At 57.2% G+C, this 15,256-nt stretch carries 14 protein-coding genes and 1 pseudogene; 8 read left to right on the plus strand and 7 right to left on the minus strand.

Annotated features, from left to right (window positions below):
• The first annotated feature begins 12 nt into the window (after positions 1-12).
• Genes HGP31_RS10220 through arsJ form a run of 3 tightly spaced genes read left to right on the plus strand, consistent with a single transcriptional unit; the run spans position 13 to position 2,783 of the window.
• Positions 13-525 carry a phosphatase domain-containing putative toxin gene (locus HGP31_RS10220; RefSeq protein WP_168757618.1) on the plus strand — a complete coding sequence of 171 codons (513 nt, stop codon included), beginning with the start codon at positions 13-15 and terminating at the stop codon, positions 523-525.
• 23 nt (positions 526-548) lie between these two features.
• Complete coding sequence (locus tag HGP31_RS10225; RefSeq protein WP_168757619.1) at positions 549-1,553, plus strand: ArsJ-associated glyceraldehyde-3-phosphate dehydrogenase; 1,005 nt, start codon at positions 549-551, stop codon at positions 1,551-1,553.
• A 9-nt stretch (positions 1,554-1,562) separates the two neighbouring features.
• Positions 1,563-2,783, plus strand: a complete 1,221-nt coding sequence (arsJ, locus tag HGP31_RS10230; RefSeq protein ID WP_168757620.1) for an organoarsenical effux MFS transporter ArsJ — start codon at positions 1,563-1,565, stop codon at positions 2,781-2,783.
• A 348-nt stretch (positions 2,784-3,131) separates the two neighbouring features.
• Here arsJ and HGP31_RS10235 read toward each other — a convergent pair whose 3' ends face one another.
• A complete protein-coding gene (locus HGP31_RS10235) occupies positions 3,132-4,208 on the minus strand; it encodes an ArsO family NAD(P)H-dependent flavin-containing monooxygenase (RefSeq protein WP_168757621.1) in 1,077 nt (358 codons plus the stop codon).
• A gap of 255 nt (positions 4,209-4,463) precedes the next feature.
• On the opposite strand from HGP31_RS10235, the gene HGP31_RS10240 reads away from it, so the two are divergent.
• Complete coding sequence (locus tag HGP31_RS10240) at positions 4,464-4,616, plus strand: YHYH domain-containing protein (RefSeq protein ID WP_240963530.1); 153 nt, start codon at positions 4,464-4,466, stop codon at positions 4,614-4,616.
• A gap of 419 nt (positions 4,617-5,035) precedes the next feature.
• Positions 5,036-5,189, plus strand: a pseudogene (locus HGP31_RS30950) (KUP/HAK/KT family potassium transporter); the annotation flags it as partial.
• Between the two features lie 34 nt (positions 5,190-5,223).
• On the opposite strand, the gene HGP31_RS10245 reads toward HGP31_RS30950, so the two are convergent.
• The 3 genes from HGP31_RS10245 to HGP31_RS10255 form a co-directional block, all read right to left on the minus strand.
• The gene (locus HGP31_RS10245) at positions 5,224-5,955 is read right to left on the minus strand and encodes an anti-sigma factor (protein ID WP_168757622.1); all 732 of its coding nucleotides are present in this window, start codon (positions 5,953-5,955) and stop codon (positions 5,224-5,226) included.
• Positions 5,952-6,557: a sigma-70 family RNA polymerase sigma factor gene (locus HGP31_RS10250; protein ID WP_168757623.1), complete on the minus strand. Its 606-nt coding sequence runs from the start codon at positions 6,555-6,557 to the stop codon at positions 5,952-5,954. The genes HGP31_RS10245 and HGP31_RS10250 overlap by 4 nt, the downstream gene beginning before the upstream one ends.
• 66 nt (positions 6,558-6,623) lie before the next feature.
• Positions 6,624-7,166 (minus strand): DUF3455 domain-containing protein, encoded by a 543-nt coding sequence (locus HGP31_RS10255; RefSeq protein ID WP_168757624.1) that lies wholly within the window; start codon positions 7,164-7,166, stop codon positions 6,624-6,626.
• A gap of 319 nt (positions 7,167-7,485) precedes the next feature.
• On the opposite strand from HGP31_RS10255, the gene HGP31_RS10260 reads away from it, so the two are divergent.
• On the plus strand, positions 7,486-10,071 hold the full coding sequence (locus tag HGP31_RS10260) for a bifunctional diguanylate cyclase/phosphodiesterase (protein WP_168757625.1): 2,586 nt from the start codon (positions 7,486-7,488) through the stop codon (positions 10,069-10,071).
• 61 nt (positions 10,072-10,132) lie between these two features.
• Here the strand turns inward: HGP31_RS10260 and HGP31_RS10265 are convergent, their stop codons facing one another.
• On the minus strand, positions 10,133-10,522 hold the full coding sequence (locus tag HGP31_RS10265) for a MerR family transcriptional regulator (RefSeq protein ID WP_168757626.1): 390 nt from the start codon (positions 10,520-10,522) through the stop codon (positions 10,133-10,135).
• Between the two features lie 74 nt (positions 10,523-10,596).
• Between HGP31_RS10265 and HGP31_RS10270 the strand changes: the two genes are divergently transcribed.
• Together HGP31_RS10270 and HGP31_RS10275 are read left to right on the plus strand one after the other, a co-directional pair.
• Complete coding sequence (locus HGP31_RS10270) at positions 10,597-11,676, plus strand: SDR family oxidoreductase (protein WP_168757627.1); 1,080 nt, start codon at positions 10,597-10,599, stop codon at positions 11,674-11,676.
• Positions 11,677-11,753: 77 nt separating this feature from the next.
• Entirely contained in the window at positions 11,754-12,653 is a 900-nt protein-coding gene (locus tag HGP31_RS10275; RefSeq protein ID WP_168757628.1) for a DMT family transporter, read from the plus strand.
• Positions 12,654-12,796: 143 nt separating this feature from the next.
• Here the strand turns inward: HGP31_RS10275 and HGP31_RS10280 are convergent, their stop codons facing one another.
• The gene (locus tag HGP31_RS10280; RefSeq protein WP_168757629.1) at positions 12,797-14,380 is read right to left on the minus strand and encodes a GMC family oxidoreductase; all 1,584 of its coding nucleotides are present in this window, start codon (positions 14,378-14,380) and stop codon (positions 12,797-12,799) included.
• Between the two features lie 26 nt (positions 14,381-14,406).
• A complete protein-coding gene (locus HGP31_RS10285) occupies positions 14,407-15,180 on the minus strand; it encodes an alpha/beta fold hydrolase (RefSeq protein WP_033038968.1) in 774 nt (257 codons plus the stop codon).
• Positions 15,181-15,256: the final 76 nt, after the last annotated feature.

Below are 15,256 nucleotides of genomic sequence, written 5' to 3' on the forward strand. Positions count from 1 at the left end.
GGATTTTTCACCTTGACACAACACCCTTATTCCGTACTGCCTCTGGCACAGTTCAATGGCCAATTGATCTTCACCCCGTGCCCCGGCACAAAGGGCACCAAGCCTTTCGAGGCGTTGCAAACCCTCAAGGACGCAGGCACATCGGCGTTGCTGACGCTGATGCCGACCGAGGAGTTGCTTCAGAACGAGATCGACCTGCTGCCCGAAGAGTGCCAAATGCTCGGCATCGAGTGGTTTCACCTGCCAATAGAAGACGATCAAGCGCCTGGCGAAGCATTCAAATCCGCATGGGAACAGCATCATCCGCGACTCCAGCAGCTGCTGACCGAAGGGAACACGATTGCTATCCATTGCAAGGGCGGCTCGGGTCGTACGGGCTTGGTCGCCGCTCAGTTATTGATCGAGAGCGGTGTGCCATTTAGTGATGCCATCCGCGATGTCCAGTCGTTGCGTCCACGCGCCATTCAGCATCCTGCCCACATTGAATACATCGGTCAGTTCGACACCCAGTCGAACTCCCTCTGACAACAGATACAGAGCACATCAACATGACTATCAAAGTTGGCATCAATGGTTTTGGTCGGATCGGTCGCCTCGCGCTGCGAGCCGCCTGGAGCTGGCCGGAGTTTGAATTCGTGCAGATCAACGATCCGGCAGGCGATGCAGTAACCCATGCGCACCTGATCAACTTCGACTCTGTGCACGGTCGTTGGCACAGCGAAGCCAGCGCAGAGGGCGATCATGTAGTGATCGGCGGCAAGCGCATCAAGGTGACTGCGAACAAAGCGATTGGCGACACCGACTGGTCGGGTTGCGATCTGGTGATCGAGGCCAGCGGCAAGATGAAAACTGTGGAGGTGTTGCAGGCCTACCTGGATCAGGGCGTTAAACGTGTGGTGGTCTGCGCTCCGGTGAAGGAAAAAGGCGCATTGAACATCGTCATGGGCGTCAACCATCAGCTGTTCAACCCGGCTGAACATCGCATCGTCACCGCCGCTTCGTGCACCACCAACTGTCTGGCGCCAGTGGTGAAAGTGATCCACGAGAAGCTGGGCATTCGCCACGGTTCGATCACCACCATCCACGACCTGACCAACACCCAGAGCATTCTCGATCAGCCGCACAAGGATCTGCGCCGTGCGCGTGCTTCCGGCATGAGCCTGATCCCAACCAGTACCGGCTCGGCCACTGCCATCGCCGAAATCTTCCCGGAGCTGCGCGGACGCCTGAATGGTCACGCTGTACGCGTGCCGCTGGCCAACGCTTCGTTGACTGATTGTGTCTTCGAGGTCGAGCGAGCCACCACTGTGGAGGAGGTGAATCAGCTCCTCAAGGACGCTTCCGAGAAAGAGCTGAAAGGCATCCTCGGTTTCGAGGAGCGTCCATTGGTGTCCATTGACTACCGTACCGACCCGCGTTCATCGATCATTGATGCGCTCTCGACCATGGTCATCAACGGCACCCAGGTCAAACTTTACGCCTGGTACGACAACGAATGGGGCTATGCCAACCGTACCGTCGAACTGGCCAAAATGGTCGGCCTGGCAGTCTGAGGAGCGATCATGAAAGCGTTGTCAGCCCTCGCTCCGGAAGTGCGGCAGTATCTGCTCGTGACGGGCAACTACTGGGCCTTCACCCTCACCGACGGCGCTTTGCGCATGTTGGTGGTGCTGCACTTTCACGCGTTGGGCTACAGCCCACTGCAAATCGCGGCGTTGTTCCTGTTCTACGAACTCTTTGGCGTAATCACCAATCTTGTGGGCGGCTATCTCGGTGCTCGGCTGGGTCTGAACCGAACCATGAACATCGGGCTGGGCATACAGGTCGCGGCGCTGCTGATGCTGACAGTGCCCTCGGCCTGGCTGACCATCCCCTGGGTGATGGGCGCTCAGGCGTTGTCGGGGATCGCCAAAGACCTGAATAAGATGAGTGCCAAAAGCTCCATCAAGCTTCTGGTTCCTGATGGGCAGCAGGGCAAGCTCTACAAGTGGGTGGCGATTCTCACCGGCTCGAAGAACGCACTCAAGGGTGTGGGTTTCTTTCTGGGCGGAGCCTTGTTGGCACTCATCGGCTTCAAAGGTGCCTTGCTGGCCATGGCGGGTGTCTTGGCGCTGATCTGGATCAGCAGCTTGATCCTGTTGAAGAAGGACCTGGGCAAAGCGAAAGCCAAGCCTAAGTTTCGCGACATCCTGTCCAAGAGCCGGGCGATCAATATTCTTTCGGCAGCACGGATGTTTCTGTTCGGCGCCCGCGACGTTTGGTTCGTGGTGGCCTTGCCGGTTTACCTGAGCAGCGTTTTCGGCTGGGACTTCTGGGAGGTTGGCGGATTCCTCGCAGCCTGGGTGATTGGCTACGGCATTGTGCAATCCTTCGCGCCCAACATCACCGGCAAGAAACGAGGGCACGTACCGGATGGTCGTGCGGCGTTTCTGTGGGCACTCGCACTGGCAGGCTTGCCTGCGGCAATCGCTCTCGGGCTGAACACTGGTTTGTCGCAGCAGATGGTGCTGCTCGGCGGATTAATGGTCTTTGGCGCGCTGTTCGCGGTGAATTCGTCGCTGCACAGCTACCTGATTGTCTCTTACGCCAAGGAAGACGGCGTGTCGCTGGACGTGGGGTTTTATTACATGTCCAACGCCATGGGGCGGCTGATAGGCACGGTGCTGTCCGGCTGGGTTTATCAGGTGTATGGGCTGGAAGCATGCTTGTGGATATCGAGCGCATTCGTTCTGCTCGCTGCATCGATTTCTATCGGGCTGCCGAAGCATGCCGAGGCGATATGAAACCGTCAAACAGGATGCGGTGGGGACATGGTTTATAGGAGAGTGGCGCAGTAACCAGGCAGATGCTTCAGCGCTACCGTCACTTCGACTTTCCGCCGACAGGCTGCAATGGGGGGATTGCACGGTGGAGTTTGGCAGCCTGATTAGCCGCGATGAGAAGCGAGCATCCTTGGCGGTGAAAGAGGGCAGCAACTGTCCAGCCAACAACCAAGGACTGCTGAAGGATATCCTGCTTCTGCGCATAAACGACTGCGTGGTCAGTGTCCAACTTTACGCTTCTGCGGAAGATGTCAGGCAAGGCTCTCCGCAACAGTCAGCGGTATACACCAAGGCCGATTGCAGTCCGCCTCAGGCGGACTGACCGGCGAGAAAGGCTACGATCTCATTGACAGTGCTTCGTGCTGTTCGTGTCACACCGATCAGTGTGGCGGACGCCGAACCTGTCCACTCACCGTAACCAACCAACCACAACCTTGGCTCTTCGGTCGAGTGGGTGCCTTCGACCTCAACGCGGCCCTCGGCGTTGACCAGCCCCAGTGATTCAAGATGCTGTAGGGCTGACCTGAAACCGGTGCACCAAATTACCGCGTCCACCTCAGATTCGGAACCATCGCTCCAAATAACCCCGTTGCGAGTGAAACTGTCGAAAGGTCGTACAGACTTGAGAACATTGCGCTCTCGGGCTTCGACAACTGGCGGCACCATGACGATATCGCCCAGCCCACCAACTGGCTGCTCGATGGTGCGCCCCTCCAGTTGGGCTTTCCAGCGCTCAGTTGCACGCTCGAACAGTACCCGCCCATCCACATCGTCAGGCAAGAACATCGGTTCAACGGGGGTTACCCACGTGGTCTCAGCGACCTTTGATACTTCGGCCAGAATCTGTGCCCCTGAATTACCGCCACCTACCACCAACACCTTCTTGCCCGCGAATGCTTGTGCTTCGACATAGTTAGCGGAATGTAACTGCCGACCGGCGAATAGCTCGGCATTGGGGTAGTGAGGGATGTAGGGATTGCTCCAGGTGCCTGTAGCGCTGACAACAACCTTGGCATCCCAATGCTTGTCTTCAGAACGTACACGCAGGCCAGATTCCGTTCGCTCAACAGAAGTGACCCGAACCGGGCGCTCGACCGGGAAATGGTAGCGCTGTTCGTATTGGTTGAGGTATTCGATCACATGATTTCGTGAAGGATAGCCATCTTGCGTGGGTGGCATCATCCAGCCAGGTATCGAACTCCAGGTGGCGGGCGAGAATAGACGCAGCGAGTTCCAGCCATGTCGCCAGGCACCACCGGGTTCTTCCTCTGAGTCGAGGATGACGAACGAAAGAGGTGTGCGGCGCAGGAAATACGCTACAGCCAAGGCTGATTGCCCCCCGCCGATAATGACCACGTCTAGTTGAGCGCTGAGCGAATCAGTCATCGGACGAACCTTAGGTCGATGCAAGACGGTCCAGTATAGCGATTCAATTTTGACGCCAACTGATCTAGCTCATATGGAGTGGATGCTTCGAATTTTCTGTTTATTGACGTTATCTGCCGATGCGAAAAAAAAGGGGAGGAAGTAGGCGCTCAGCCGTTCATCTAATGTTGGGAAGACAGTTGGGGATGCCGCTTGCCCAATGAAGGCAATTAGCCATACGCTGCGAAGCGTGAGATACCTCACGGATAAAAAAACATGAGCATGGAGCAAGCCCTGATGAAACTGTCCGCCATTTTGATCGCCGCTTTACTTTCGATTACGTCCGTTGCTGTCTTGGCGCACAGTGGCGGTACTGATTCAAAAGGTTGCCATCGCAACCATAAAACGAACGACTACCACTGCCACTAAACAGCTAGAGCACACCTTGCGGCTGGGCCGCAAGGTGGCTTTCTCACATTTGTGGAGGCCAGTTAAAGAAAGGCTTCTTTCATGCGCTTCAGACTTTAAAGTGAAGGGCTGCTCTTGGCCGATTCTGTTGAAAAAGTCGGTCCTTCCAGACTGCGCTCGCACTGATAGCTGAAAATGCCTTTTATTCGCGCAGCTACGCGAAATCTGAGCCCGGAATCCTCTCCTCTAAATGAAGATTTCAATCTCAAGCGCGTACTTTACTGCCGTGGAAACCATGGCCGACTTTTTCAACAGGATCGGCCGATTGTTGCCTGTCCCGAAGGGTTGAATGGACGGGGCGGGTCATACATGTCTCCGGTTTATCCGGTCACTGGCGTTTCCTCTGCGAATCCCGCTACAGCGGCGCGCGACTTGATATCCGGGAGACGGTGATCCCCACTAGGTGCGTTTGGTATGGCGCGCTGGAGGGAGAGTTTATTCGCGTTTCTGCTGAAGAACGCCAACAGCAACCTGAAGTACTTCAACATGCCGCTGAGCAAAGTGATTGAACTGGGAACTCAGGTAGAAATGTAACGGATCTACGGCCTTTTCATCCAAAGGCTCCTGGTCAGATCACTTTAACGGCCCGGCCAATGAACTGCACCGGTCCTGTGGGTTTGCCGGTCTGCGATCCATTGGGATTCTCGAGAGTCAGTTCAAAGAGCTGGTTGGGTTCCAGCGGTGGTAATTTATCCAGCGGGACTGAAAGCGTCTGCCCGGGTTTGACCAATCCAAGGGACACCGGTCCTTGCCAGCCGTCCGCCTTGGTCCAGAACTCAAGTGCCTTGTCGGTTGGGACTTGCGCTACCCCCAAAGGTATCAGTTGGATTTCCTTCGGGTTGCTCGCTTGAATCACCCAGCCGGGTGCCTGGTTTTGCGGAGCCACTAGAACGACCAGGTAGGTGGTCGGATTCTCCGGCGCGGTTCGTGTCAGCATGACTGTTGCTAGCACAAGCGTTGCGACAAGACCCGCTCCCGCGAGCCCGCGCCATAGTGCAAGCAGGTTCCACCAGGAGATTGGCTGCGCGGCAGCCGTCACGCGTGGTGCTGGCTGTTCATTGCTACTCAGGCTGCGCTCGATTCGCCCCCAGAGCTGCGGAGTAGGGGATTGCGGTTCAGCCAGTTCAGTCAACGCAAACAATCGTTGTTCCCACGCATCTACAGCAGCTCGCAAATCGGCGTCTTCAGCGAGACGCTTTTGTATCTCGATGCGTTGCTCGGCCGGCAACGTGCCTAACACATACTCACTCGCCAGCTCGTCAATAGTGTCGGGGGTGTCTCCTTCCGGGCTTGAGGTCATCCCATGCACTCCCGCAATGCCACCAGGCTGCGTTTGATCCAGGCTTTGACGGTTCCCAGCGGGGCGCCCAGTTTCTGTGATATTTCTGAATGCGAGTAGCCGTCTACGTACGCATGAAGTATGCAGTTGCGACGTGCCGGTTCCAATTGCTCAAGGCACAGATAAATCCGTCCTGAACGGGCTCGACTATCGAAGGGGTCTGCACTCTCTACCGATGTCTCGATGGACGCTAAAGCTTGCAGTGCCATTTCGCTGTGCTCGCTAACTTGAACCTCCCGGGCGTTATCTCGCATGAAATTGAGCGCCAAATGCCGCGTGACGCTGAAAATCCAGCCACGCGCACTGCCTCGTGTCGGATCGAAACTGGCGGCACGGGTCCAGATCCTGATAAAGACATCGTGCACGATGTCTTCAGCCAAGGCGTTATCGCGAGCGATTCGCTTGGCGACTCCTAGAAGACGAGCACTTTCCTGCTGATACAAGTCCCGCAACGCTTGCCGCTCGCCTCGGGCGCAAGCAATCAGGCAGGCTTCATAGTCAAAATAGGGCTCTGGTAAGGACAAGGTTTTCAGCCGCCAGCAGGTGGTCAATACCCCAGCCATGGGCTGGGGTTCCATCGGAGCAGAGTAGACGAGTTTGTGCGCTGACAGCCTGTTTTGATCGTTGGCTTAATTGGCGGCCCAAAAAATATAGTCGGCCTGATATTTGACTAACTCGCGATTACCTTTGTTTGCGGCGGTGCATTCGATCTTGGGCGCTACGCCACCTTTAACGGCCACCCGCTGGATGTAGCTGACGCCGTTCATCGCGCCATTGCCTTCAGCAGGGTTGGCCTTGACCAGCTGATAAGGGAGGTCACCGGTACTTGAGGGTGCAACAGCCAGTTGTGTCCCGGTGATTTTAGAGCCGTCTTTGGCTTGCCAGGTGGCAGGTGGTCCGAAGTAGGTACCCACCTGTTTGCCACTGCGATCATTCAGCACCGCTTTAGGCCCGACAAAAAACCATTCAGTCTGGCCGGCGGAGTTTGCCTTGTCGCGACACTCATACGTGATTTCGCCCACGCCCACGGTCTCCAGCGCGACCTTATGACCGTCCGGGACCTTGATGCTGTCGGGCAGATCTGTTTGCGCATAGGCAGCCGGCACTGTGACCAACAAGCAGGTGGCAGTAAGCGTAGTACTGACAATCCCCAAGAATCGTTTAGCGTTCATGTAAATCTCTCCAGAAAGGTAATCAGTTCAGCAGCTGTGGCTACTACCTGTACTACCCGCTGGAGGACGAACTGGATGCAGCTGATTGAAAAAATATCAGTACAGGAAGGGTTGAAGCGTTATCGCTAGATCATTTGACTGTGCTTAATGTCAGCTCATGGCCGATTTCTGCCCGTGGTGAGGGGCTGAGTGCGACCCGAAGCTGCCATTCAGGTCTAACTGACCTACTTGAGGGTGATCCATTCAATCCCCTCAAACTTGTCACCGTGCGGCCGATAGCCTGATACCCCTTCTGCCTCAATGCCTAGCGATGTACCTCATGCCTGAACACCCACCTTCTGTCCTTGGCCTAGCGCACCGTCGCTCAAGTGTGAGCATCATTCGTGTTTCACTGTTCAAATTCGTTGGCTTGCTGACGGGGGTGTTTTTCCTCGCCGGTTATTTGATTCTGTACCTGGCGCACGACCTGGATCGCAACGAGGAAACCGAAAGCGCGTTCTATACCAGGAAAGCCGTGCGAGCCCTGGAGAAGTCCATAAGCGCCACGGTCAAGGATTACGCGTTCTGGGGCGATGCCTATAAGCATCTGCACGCGAGGGTCGACACCGATTGGGCCTACGTACGGCAGAATATCGGGCCCACGCTTTATACCGACTATGGATTCCAAGGCATATTTGTCGTCAACGCCACCGATCAGACGGCGTATTCCGTAGTCGATGGACAACTGACGTCGAACGATGCATCCGGTTGGCTCAAGCAAGCGCTCCCCGACATATTGCTTAAAGCCCGGGCGGGTGCCGAAGCGGAAACGCCGACGACCCTTTTCATCAATATCGGTGGTCGACCCGCGCTGGTGGGCGCGGCCGCGATTACCCCCGGCACAGATCCGACGGTGACGCCCGATGACAAGCCGCCTTCGGTTTTGATCTTCGTTGACATCCTCGAAGACGACAGGCTGGAAACACTGGGCAAAGACTACGGGGTGGATGAACTACGCATCGCTACGGCCTCCGAACTTCAGGGGCGTTCAGTCTTGGCGCTCGGCGAAAACGGCGTTGCCGGGAGCTTGCACTGGGAGCCGCCAAAACCGAGTGAACGCCTGCTAGGCCTCGGCTTGCCCTTGATCGGCATTGCTGCACTGCTGGTGTGCCTGATGGCCTGGGCGATATTGCGCCGCACGACTGCCAGTGCTCAGGCGCTCGATGCCAGTTACGACTCGTTGCAGCGCAGTCAGTCTGCGTTGGCCATCAGCGAGGCGCGCTTTCGAGACGTAGCAGAGGCCAGTACCGATTGGATCTGGGAGATTGACAGGCAGGGGCGATTTACCTATTTGTCCGAGCGATTTGAATGTGTCTCGGGTCTGTCCAGGCATGACTGGCTGGGCGCACCCATGGATCAACTGCTGTGCACTGAACTTGGCACGGTGACCCAGTGGCTTTGTATCCCGAATCGTCGCCCGGATATAAGCGTCCAGTGCCGCTATGTCGACACCAAGGGCCAGCACCGCATTACCCGCCTGTCCGCCAGAGCGATGGCTGACAAGGGATTTCGGGGCACGGCGACAGATGTCACTGAAGAAGTCGAGTCGCGTCGACGCATTGAATTTCTCTCCCAACATGATTCGCTTACGGGGCTGCCGAACAGGACTCGGCTCAGAGAGTTTCTCGATGGCAAACTCAAGACGCAGCCCACAGCCGAGCGGCCGTTGGTTATGCTCAGCCTCGACCTTGATCGATTCAAGCCGGTCAATGACCTGCTGGGCCACGCGGCGGGCGATGCGGTGTTGAGCGAAATCTCTCGCCGTCTTGCCAACCGCGTTCGCCATGGGGATCTGGTAGCGCGTATCGGCGGCGATGAGTTCGTGCTGATTTTGACGGATCTCAAAGGTCAGGACGAAGTAGAAGCGTTGTGCCAGCGCCTGATCGAATCGATCGAACGTCCGATTCAGGTCGGCGAGCAGGAGGTGTTCGTGAGCGCGAGCATCGGTATCGCGATGGCACCCACTGATGCCACCGAAGCCACCGAGTTGCTTCGCTACGCGGATATCGCGCTGTATGAGGCTAAGTCGGGTGGTCGCAATACCTGGCGATTCTATGCTGGCGACATGAACTCGAAGATCGTCGAACGCCGCCGCCTGGAGAGCGATCTGCGGTTCGCCATCAAGCACGGTGAGCTGCGCTTGCACTTCCAGCCGCGATTTCGTATTGCGGACGGCAAAATGGTGGGCGCTGAAGCGCTGGTGCGCTGGCAGCACCCGGAACGTGGCTTGATTCCCCCTGATACTTTCATTCCGATTGCTGAAGAAACAGGGTTGATTCTGGCCTTGAGCAACTGGGTCTTGGAGACCGCTTTGCGGTACGCCTCCAGCTGGCCTGATCAGCTGTTTGTTTCTGTCAACCTTTCTCCCACCGAGTTCAAGCGCGGCAGTCTGGTTGAGCGCGTGCAGCGGGCATTGCACCAGTCGGGAGTTGAGCCTGGGCGGGTGGAGCTTGAGATCACTGAAAGCGTTATGTTGGAAGATCCGCAGGGTGCTCTGGAGATCATGCGAACGCTGAAACGCCTGGGCATCCGCATCGCCATGGATGACTTTGGCACAGGGTATTCATCACTAAGCTACCTGCGCACGTTCCCGTTCGACGGACTGAAGATTGACCGAAGCTTTTTGTCTCGATTGGGAGCTACCGACGACGACAGGTCCGTTATCGAAGCGATCGTAGGCCTGGGTCACGCTCTTTCGCTCACCGTGACCGCCGAGGGGATCGAGACCCAGGAACATCTGTCATTGTTGAGGTCTGTGCTATGCGATGAGGGCCAAGGCTACTTTCTTAGCCGCCCTTTGGATACGGATGGCTTCAGCGCTCTGGTTCGGGTGACCGAGGGCGCTGCGGTGACCGTTAAACCATGAGCGGAACATCGGCGGTTGATTGGACCGCTTTTGCGAAGAAGCGCCTTCCGATGCTGACAGTTCAGTTGGAAGAGTTGTTCAACTGCTGAAGCTCAAGTTGCTTGGCGGCACTGGCTTCGAGGTTTGCACGCTCTTCATCCAGATACCGATAAATGCTTTGGAGGTTGGCGATTTTCTGTTTGATTTCCGCCATCTTCTTTTCAATTAGCTTAGCGCCGTCAGCACAATCGATCAGTTTGTTGCGCTGCGCATCCAGAATCTCGCCTATTTCCCCCAGGGAAAACCCCATGCTTTGCGCGCGCTGGATAAAGTCCAGATCCTGCAGAGTTTGCGCTGTGTAAACACGATATTTGTTGGCTTGCCGCAGCGGTGAGATCAGGCCGATTTGCTCGTAGTAACGCAGCGTATGACGGCTGGCGCCGCTGCGGGCTTCGAGTTCGCCGATTTTCATGAAAACACCGCTTGACTATAGAGTTGGGTCGATAGTTTACGCTTGATTTTTCACCTTGAACAAGGAGCAGGGAAATGAGCGTGGAGTGCTTTGTCACGGGGGGTACCGGCTTCATCGGTCAACACTTGGTGGCGAACCTGAGTGCAAAAGGTCACACCATTCGGGTGTTGATGCGTCGCCCAGAGCGACTAGCTGCACTGCGGGAGCAAGTCGACAATTTGGGCGGGTGCGCAACCCGGGTATTTGCCGTAGCTGGCGATCTGGAACGGGACAACCTCGGGCTGAGTCTTGCTGACCGAGAAGTGCTAAGGCACGCCAGTGTCATATTCCACCTGGGCGCCCACTTCGCATGGGGGCTTTCAGTGGCGCATTCTCGTGCTGTGAATGTGGAAGGGGCAAAGCGCGTGGCGCTGTTGGCGGCTGAACAAAAAAGCCGGCTAGTGATGATCGGCGGCTACATGCTGAAAAATCATGAACATCTGCAACGCATCGGAATTGATCCTCGTTATCCGCAGCTGACGAATTGGCCTGCCGTCTACCGACGTGTCGGTGGTTACGAGGGGAGTAAGCTGGAGGCGCATTTTGCGACCCTGGAGGTCATGTCCGCCAAGGGCGGGGAGATGACCGTTGTCCACCCCGCGACGGTTTGTGGCCACAGCCGCACGGGGCATATCCTTGACGGTCAGCCGCTGGTAGAGCTGATACGCAACCTTGTGCAGGGAAAGCTGACTGCAGTGCCCGGTACCGCCGAGCACTGGCTGCCACTGGTCACCGTGGATTACCTGGTTGAGCTGGTGGCGGTTTGTGCTTTTGATCCTGCCATGGTGGGCCAGGAACTACTGGCGCTTGATGACCGAACTCCCAACTTGCGAGAACTCCTGGTACAGGTGGCAAAACCTTTGGGCTTAAAGTCTCCCAGGCATTACATTTCACTCCGATTGCTGAAGTGGCTACTGAGTATTCCTCCCGTCGCGCGGTTTTTGAATACAAAACCCGAAGCCTTGGACTTTATCCAGACCACTCGTTTTGATACAGCGGCGGTCGAGCAATTTGCCAACAGGCATGGAATAGCCAAACCGGATATACGTCAGTCGTTGCAGCACACTGCAACGTTCATCAACTCGTATTGCATAACCAAGGGCCAGGCCCTCTGACTTCTACCTTGGGGGTGACAAAGTCGTTAGCCCCGCCATTCCATCGAACGACAATTCAGCGACAGGGATCGTCATCAATGCAATCTACTTTCAGCAAAGGCGTCATATTTGCACTCTCCGCTGCGGCACTGAACGCAACGATCGGTGTACTCAGCAAAGTACTCATGAGTCATGGTTTCACCGCTAGCAGTGTCGCTGTCATCAAGACCGTACTGGGTTGCGTGCTTCTCTCGATCTTACTGTTTTTCCTCAAGCGCCCGGCGGCGTCGACCAAATGGACTCAGGCGGCTATCTGCGCATTCCTTGGCATCTTCGTGCTGTTCCATTTCGAAACGGCCGCCTATCGACACTACGCTGCAGCAGGTGTGGTGGTGGTGCTGATGGCCAGTGCCTCTATTTCCTCGATCATCCTTGGGCGCATTGTCCTCAAGGATGCCATCACCGCGAACGCTACCGTTGGCGCCGCACTGGCCATCGCCGGGATCTCGGTGATCTTCGGCGGCGACCTGCAGCAGGGCTTTACCCTGCAAGGTGCTGCGCTCGCCTGCATGGCCGGCTCCGGCTATGGAGCCTTTTCGGTTGCCATGAAGCGTATGGGAGTGTCGGGCGGGCTGCATTTCACCCGACAATTGTTGTTCTTTGGCAGCCTGTACCTGCTGATGCCGGCTGCGGCCGATGGTTTCGCGATAGGCGAGCTGTCGCCGCTGGCAATCGCCGCGCTGCTGGCGTTGGCCACGCTGCCGACAATCCTGGGCTTCTTCTGCACCACCAAGGCCATCGAGTATCTCAAGCCATCCCAAGTGCAAGCGCTGGAGCTCACCGAGCCACTGTTCGCCGCGCTGCTGGCGTTTGTGGCGCTCAATGAAGTACCGCGCGAAAGCCTGTACGCGGGAGCGGCACTGATCATCGTCGGCCTGTGTTTCTCCAATGAACTAATCCGCTTGGGCAGAAGAGCATCCGTCCCTTCGACCGAGTGAGCTATTTTCGGATTCTGTTTACTTTGGCAATCAGTGGTTTTTAAGTGGCTTGAGCGATTGACCGGTTCTGGCCGTTTTCTGCCCTTTGCGACAGGCAGAAATCGGCCAATATCTGCCAGCGAGCCAGGGGTTTGTCAGTATTCTCACGAACTACCGTCCGGCACTGTGGCCGCTGCGATTACTCCGTGCGCGGAGAGGATGAGATCTGCTGCTCGTTCGCCGATGACGACGCACGGCGCCATCGTATTGCCAATGGTAATTCGCGGCATGATCGAGGCATCCGCAATGCGCAGCTTATCGATCCCATACACACGCAGTTGATGGTCGACCACTGACATTGCATCTCGGCCCATTTTAGCGGTGCAGCACTGGTGCCAGTAAGTCACGGCAGAGTCGCGGATGAACTGCTCCATAGCGCGATGTTCTTTCGGCCCGGGCACAACTTCGCGTTTGACCAGCCCATTGAAGGCTTCGCTGTTACCGAGTGCCCTGCACAGCTCGATCGACGCATACGCCGCTTTCATATCCTCGGGCGCACTCAGGGAGTTCGGCTCAATGAGTGGGGCATTCAGCGGCCCGGCGCCCGACAGGCGCAAGCGTCCTCGACTGGCAGGCCTGGCCAGCCCTGCGAACATTGTCCAGCCATGTTGTGGCGGCTCAATTGCGACCTCAGGCGGAGACGGCACCGCAAACGCCAGCTGACACTGCAACAGGTCCGGGACTTCCAGGCGACTGTCGCTTTTCCAGTACAAAGTGGTTTCGCACCCGCCGCTACCGACTGCCTGGGGTTGCATGTACTCCCACGTACAGCCAAAGGCCAGATGGTCCTGTAGATTCTCGCCCACGCCGGGGAGGTGATGGATCGGTGCAATGCCGTGGTTTCGTAGTTCGTCTTCCGGGCCGATTCCCGATTGCATGAGCACTTTGGGTGTTTGCACCGCGCCCATGGACAGGATGACCTCGGCTGCGGCATGGAAGCACTGCCGTTCGCCTGCGATCACCACCTCCACACCGATTGCCCGTGTACCGACAAACAATACGCGGGTCACCAGTGCTCTTGTCAGAACCGTCAAGTTTGGATAGTGCAACCGTGGCCTGATGTAGGAGTCGTAAACGGATTCGCGCTTGCCCTGCTTAATGCGCAGGTCGGTAATGGCGACCCCGCCCGGGCCTTCCATCATTTCCCCATTGGGACTGTCGAATCTGGGGATGCCCAGACGGCTGGCCGCCTCCAGCGTTGCCCACGCGAGGGGCTGAGGTGTGGCCGGCTGTTCGACATGCACCGGTCCACCTGAACCACGCCGAGTGGCATCAGGGCTGCCTTGCCAGTTCTCGATCCGGCGGTAGTAATTGAGTACCGAGTCGTAGCCCCAGGCCGGGTCGCCGGACTCGGCAGCGAAATGGTCCCAATCGGAGCAGTGCCCTCGCGACCAGACCATCACATTGATGCTGGAGCCACCGCCGAGTCCCTTACCCATGCTTAGGGGTAGCCGTCGACCATTGAGGTGTGGATTGGGTTGCCCCTCGAATGCCCAGTCGCGCTTTGAACCGAGATTCATCGGCCATAGCGCCGGTTCGGCAACCTCGGGGCCCGTGTACTCTTCGCCAGCCTCAATCAGCAAGACGCGTGCGCTTTTCTGATCGGCAAGACGGGCAGCGACCACGCAGCCCGCCGTACCTGCACCACATACAATGAAGTCATAGTGTTGATCATGTAGATTTTTCATGCGCCCGCTCCGTATCGATGCAGCGATCACTGCTCGCCAACGCTGTGCACTGCCTTGAGAATCACTGCGGCGACCTCAGCGGGCTGCGACTGCTGGGGAACATGGCTGGTGTGCACCTCTGAAAGGGTGGCACCGATACGCTTGGCGGCAGAGCGCTGGACGTCGGGGTGAATCATCCGGTCTTCTGTGGCGAGCAGATACCAGGACGGTTTGGCCTTCCAGGACGACACGGTCGTTTTATCTTCGAAGGCAGATGCCTTGATGGGACCTTGGGTGGCGGTCATGACGGCTGTTTGCCCTGCCGGGAGATCCTGGGCGAAATCCTTGGCCATGCCTTCAGGCGTCAGGTATAGGAAGCCGTTGCCGTCTGCCTTGATCTGACTGATGCCAGGGGGCGTGGGCGCGCCTTTACCTTGTTCGCCGCTGGTTTGCCCCGCCTCTGGCGCGAAGGCGGCGACATATACCAGCGCGCTGACCTTCTGGTCGCTACCGGCCTCGGTAATCACAGTACCGCCCCAAGAATGCCCGACAAGAACTACCTTGCCCTGCTGGTTGCTCAACGCGCGGCGCGTAGCGGCAACATCGTCGGCAAGCGAGGTGAGCGGGTTTTGCACGACCGTAACGGCCACTCCTTTGGCCTGAAGCAGTGGCACCACTTTGGCCCAGTCGGAGCCGTCGGCGAACGCGCCGTGTACGATCACCACGGAAGGCGTTGTATCCTGCGCGTGGCTGGCGCTTGCGATGAAGGTACCAGCGAGTGCGAAGGCGACGGTAGCGACTTTCGATTTGAATGTTTTCATTGGATGAGCTCCTGTTCGGGAGTTCAAATTCTGCTGACTGGCCTGCGTTGAGGGCATCGGTCAATTATCCGACCCC

Source organism: Pseudomonas umsongensis, from assembly GCF_012647205.1.
In the GTDB taxonomy this organism is placed as follows: Bacteria; Pseudomonadota; Gammaproteobacteria; order Pseudomonadales; family Pseudomonadaceae; genus Aquipseudomonas; species Aquipseudomonas umsongensis.

Bases quoted from the DNA above. Each gene is read 5' to 3' on its own strand.
- HGP31_RS10225 (WP_168757619.1), top strand. From the start codon at position 549: ATGACTATCAAAGTTGGCATCAATGGTTTTGGTCGGATCGGTCGCCTC.
- arsJ (WP_168757620.1), top strand. From the start codon at position 1,563: ATGAAAGCGTTGTCAGCCCTCGCTCCGGAAGTGCGGCAGTATCTGCTC.
- HGP31_RS10235 (WP_168757621.1), bottom strand. From the start codon at position 4,208: ATGACTGATTCGCTCAGCGCTCAACTAGACGTGGTCATTATCGGCGGG.
- HGP31_RS10240 (WP_240963530.1), top strand. From the start codon at position 4,464: ATGAGCATGGAGCAAGCCCTGATGAAACTGTCCGCCATTTTGATCGCC.
- HGP31_RS10245 (WP_168757622.1), bottom strand. From the start codon at position 5,955: ATGACCTCAAGCCCGGAAGGAGACACCCCCGACACTATTGACGAGCTG.
- HGP31_RS10250 (WP_168757623.1), bottom strand. From the start codon at position 6,557: ATGGCTGGGGTATTGACCACCTGCTGGCGGCTGAAAACCTTGTCCTTA.
- HGP31_RS10255 (WP_168757624.1), bottom strand. From the start codon at position 7,166: ATGAACGCTAAACGATTCTTGGGGATTGTCAGTACTACGCTTACTGCC.
- HGP31_RS10260 (WP_168757625.1), top strand. From the start codon at position 7,486: ATGCCTGAACACCCACCTTCTGTCCTTGGCCTAGCGCACCGTCGCTCA.
- HGP31_RS10265 (WP_168757626.1), bottom strand. From the start codon at position 10,522: ATGAAAATCGGCGAACTCGAAGCCCGCAGCGGCGCCAGCCGTCATACG.
- HGP31_RS10270 (WP_168757627.1), top strand. From the start codon at position 10,597: ATGAGCGTGGAGTGCTTTGTCACGGGGGGTACCGGCTTCATCGGTCAA.
- HGP31_RS10275 (WP_168757628.1), top strand. From the start codon at position 11,754: ATGCAATCTACTTTCAGCAAAGGCGTCATATTTGCACTCTCCGCTGCG.
- HGP31_RS10280 (WP_168757629.1), bottom strand. From the start codon at position 14,380: ATGAAAAATCTACATGATCAACACTATGACTTCATTGTATGTGGTGCA.
- HGP31_RS10285 (WP_033038968.1), bottom strand. From the start codon at position 15,180: ATGAAAACATTCAAATCGAAAGTCGCTACCGTCGCCTTCGCACTCGCT.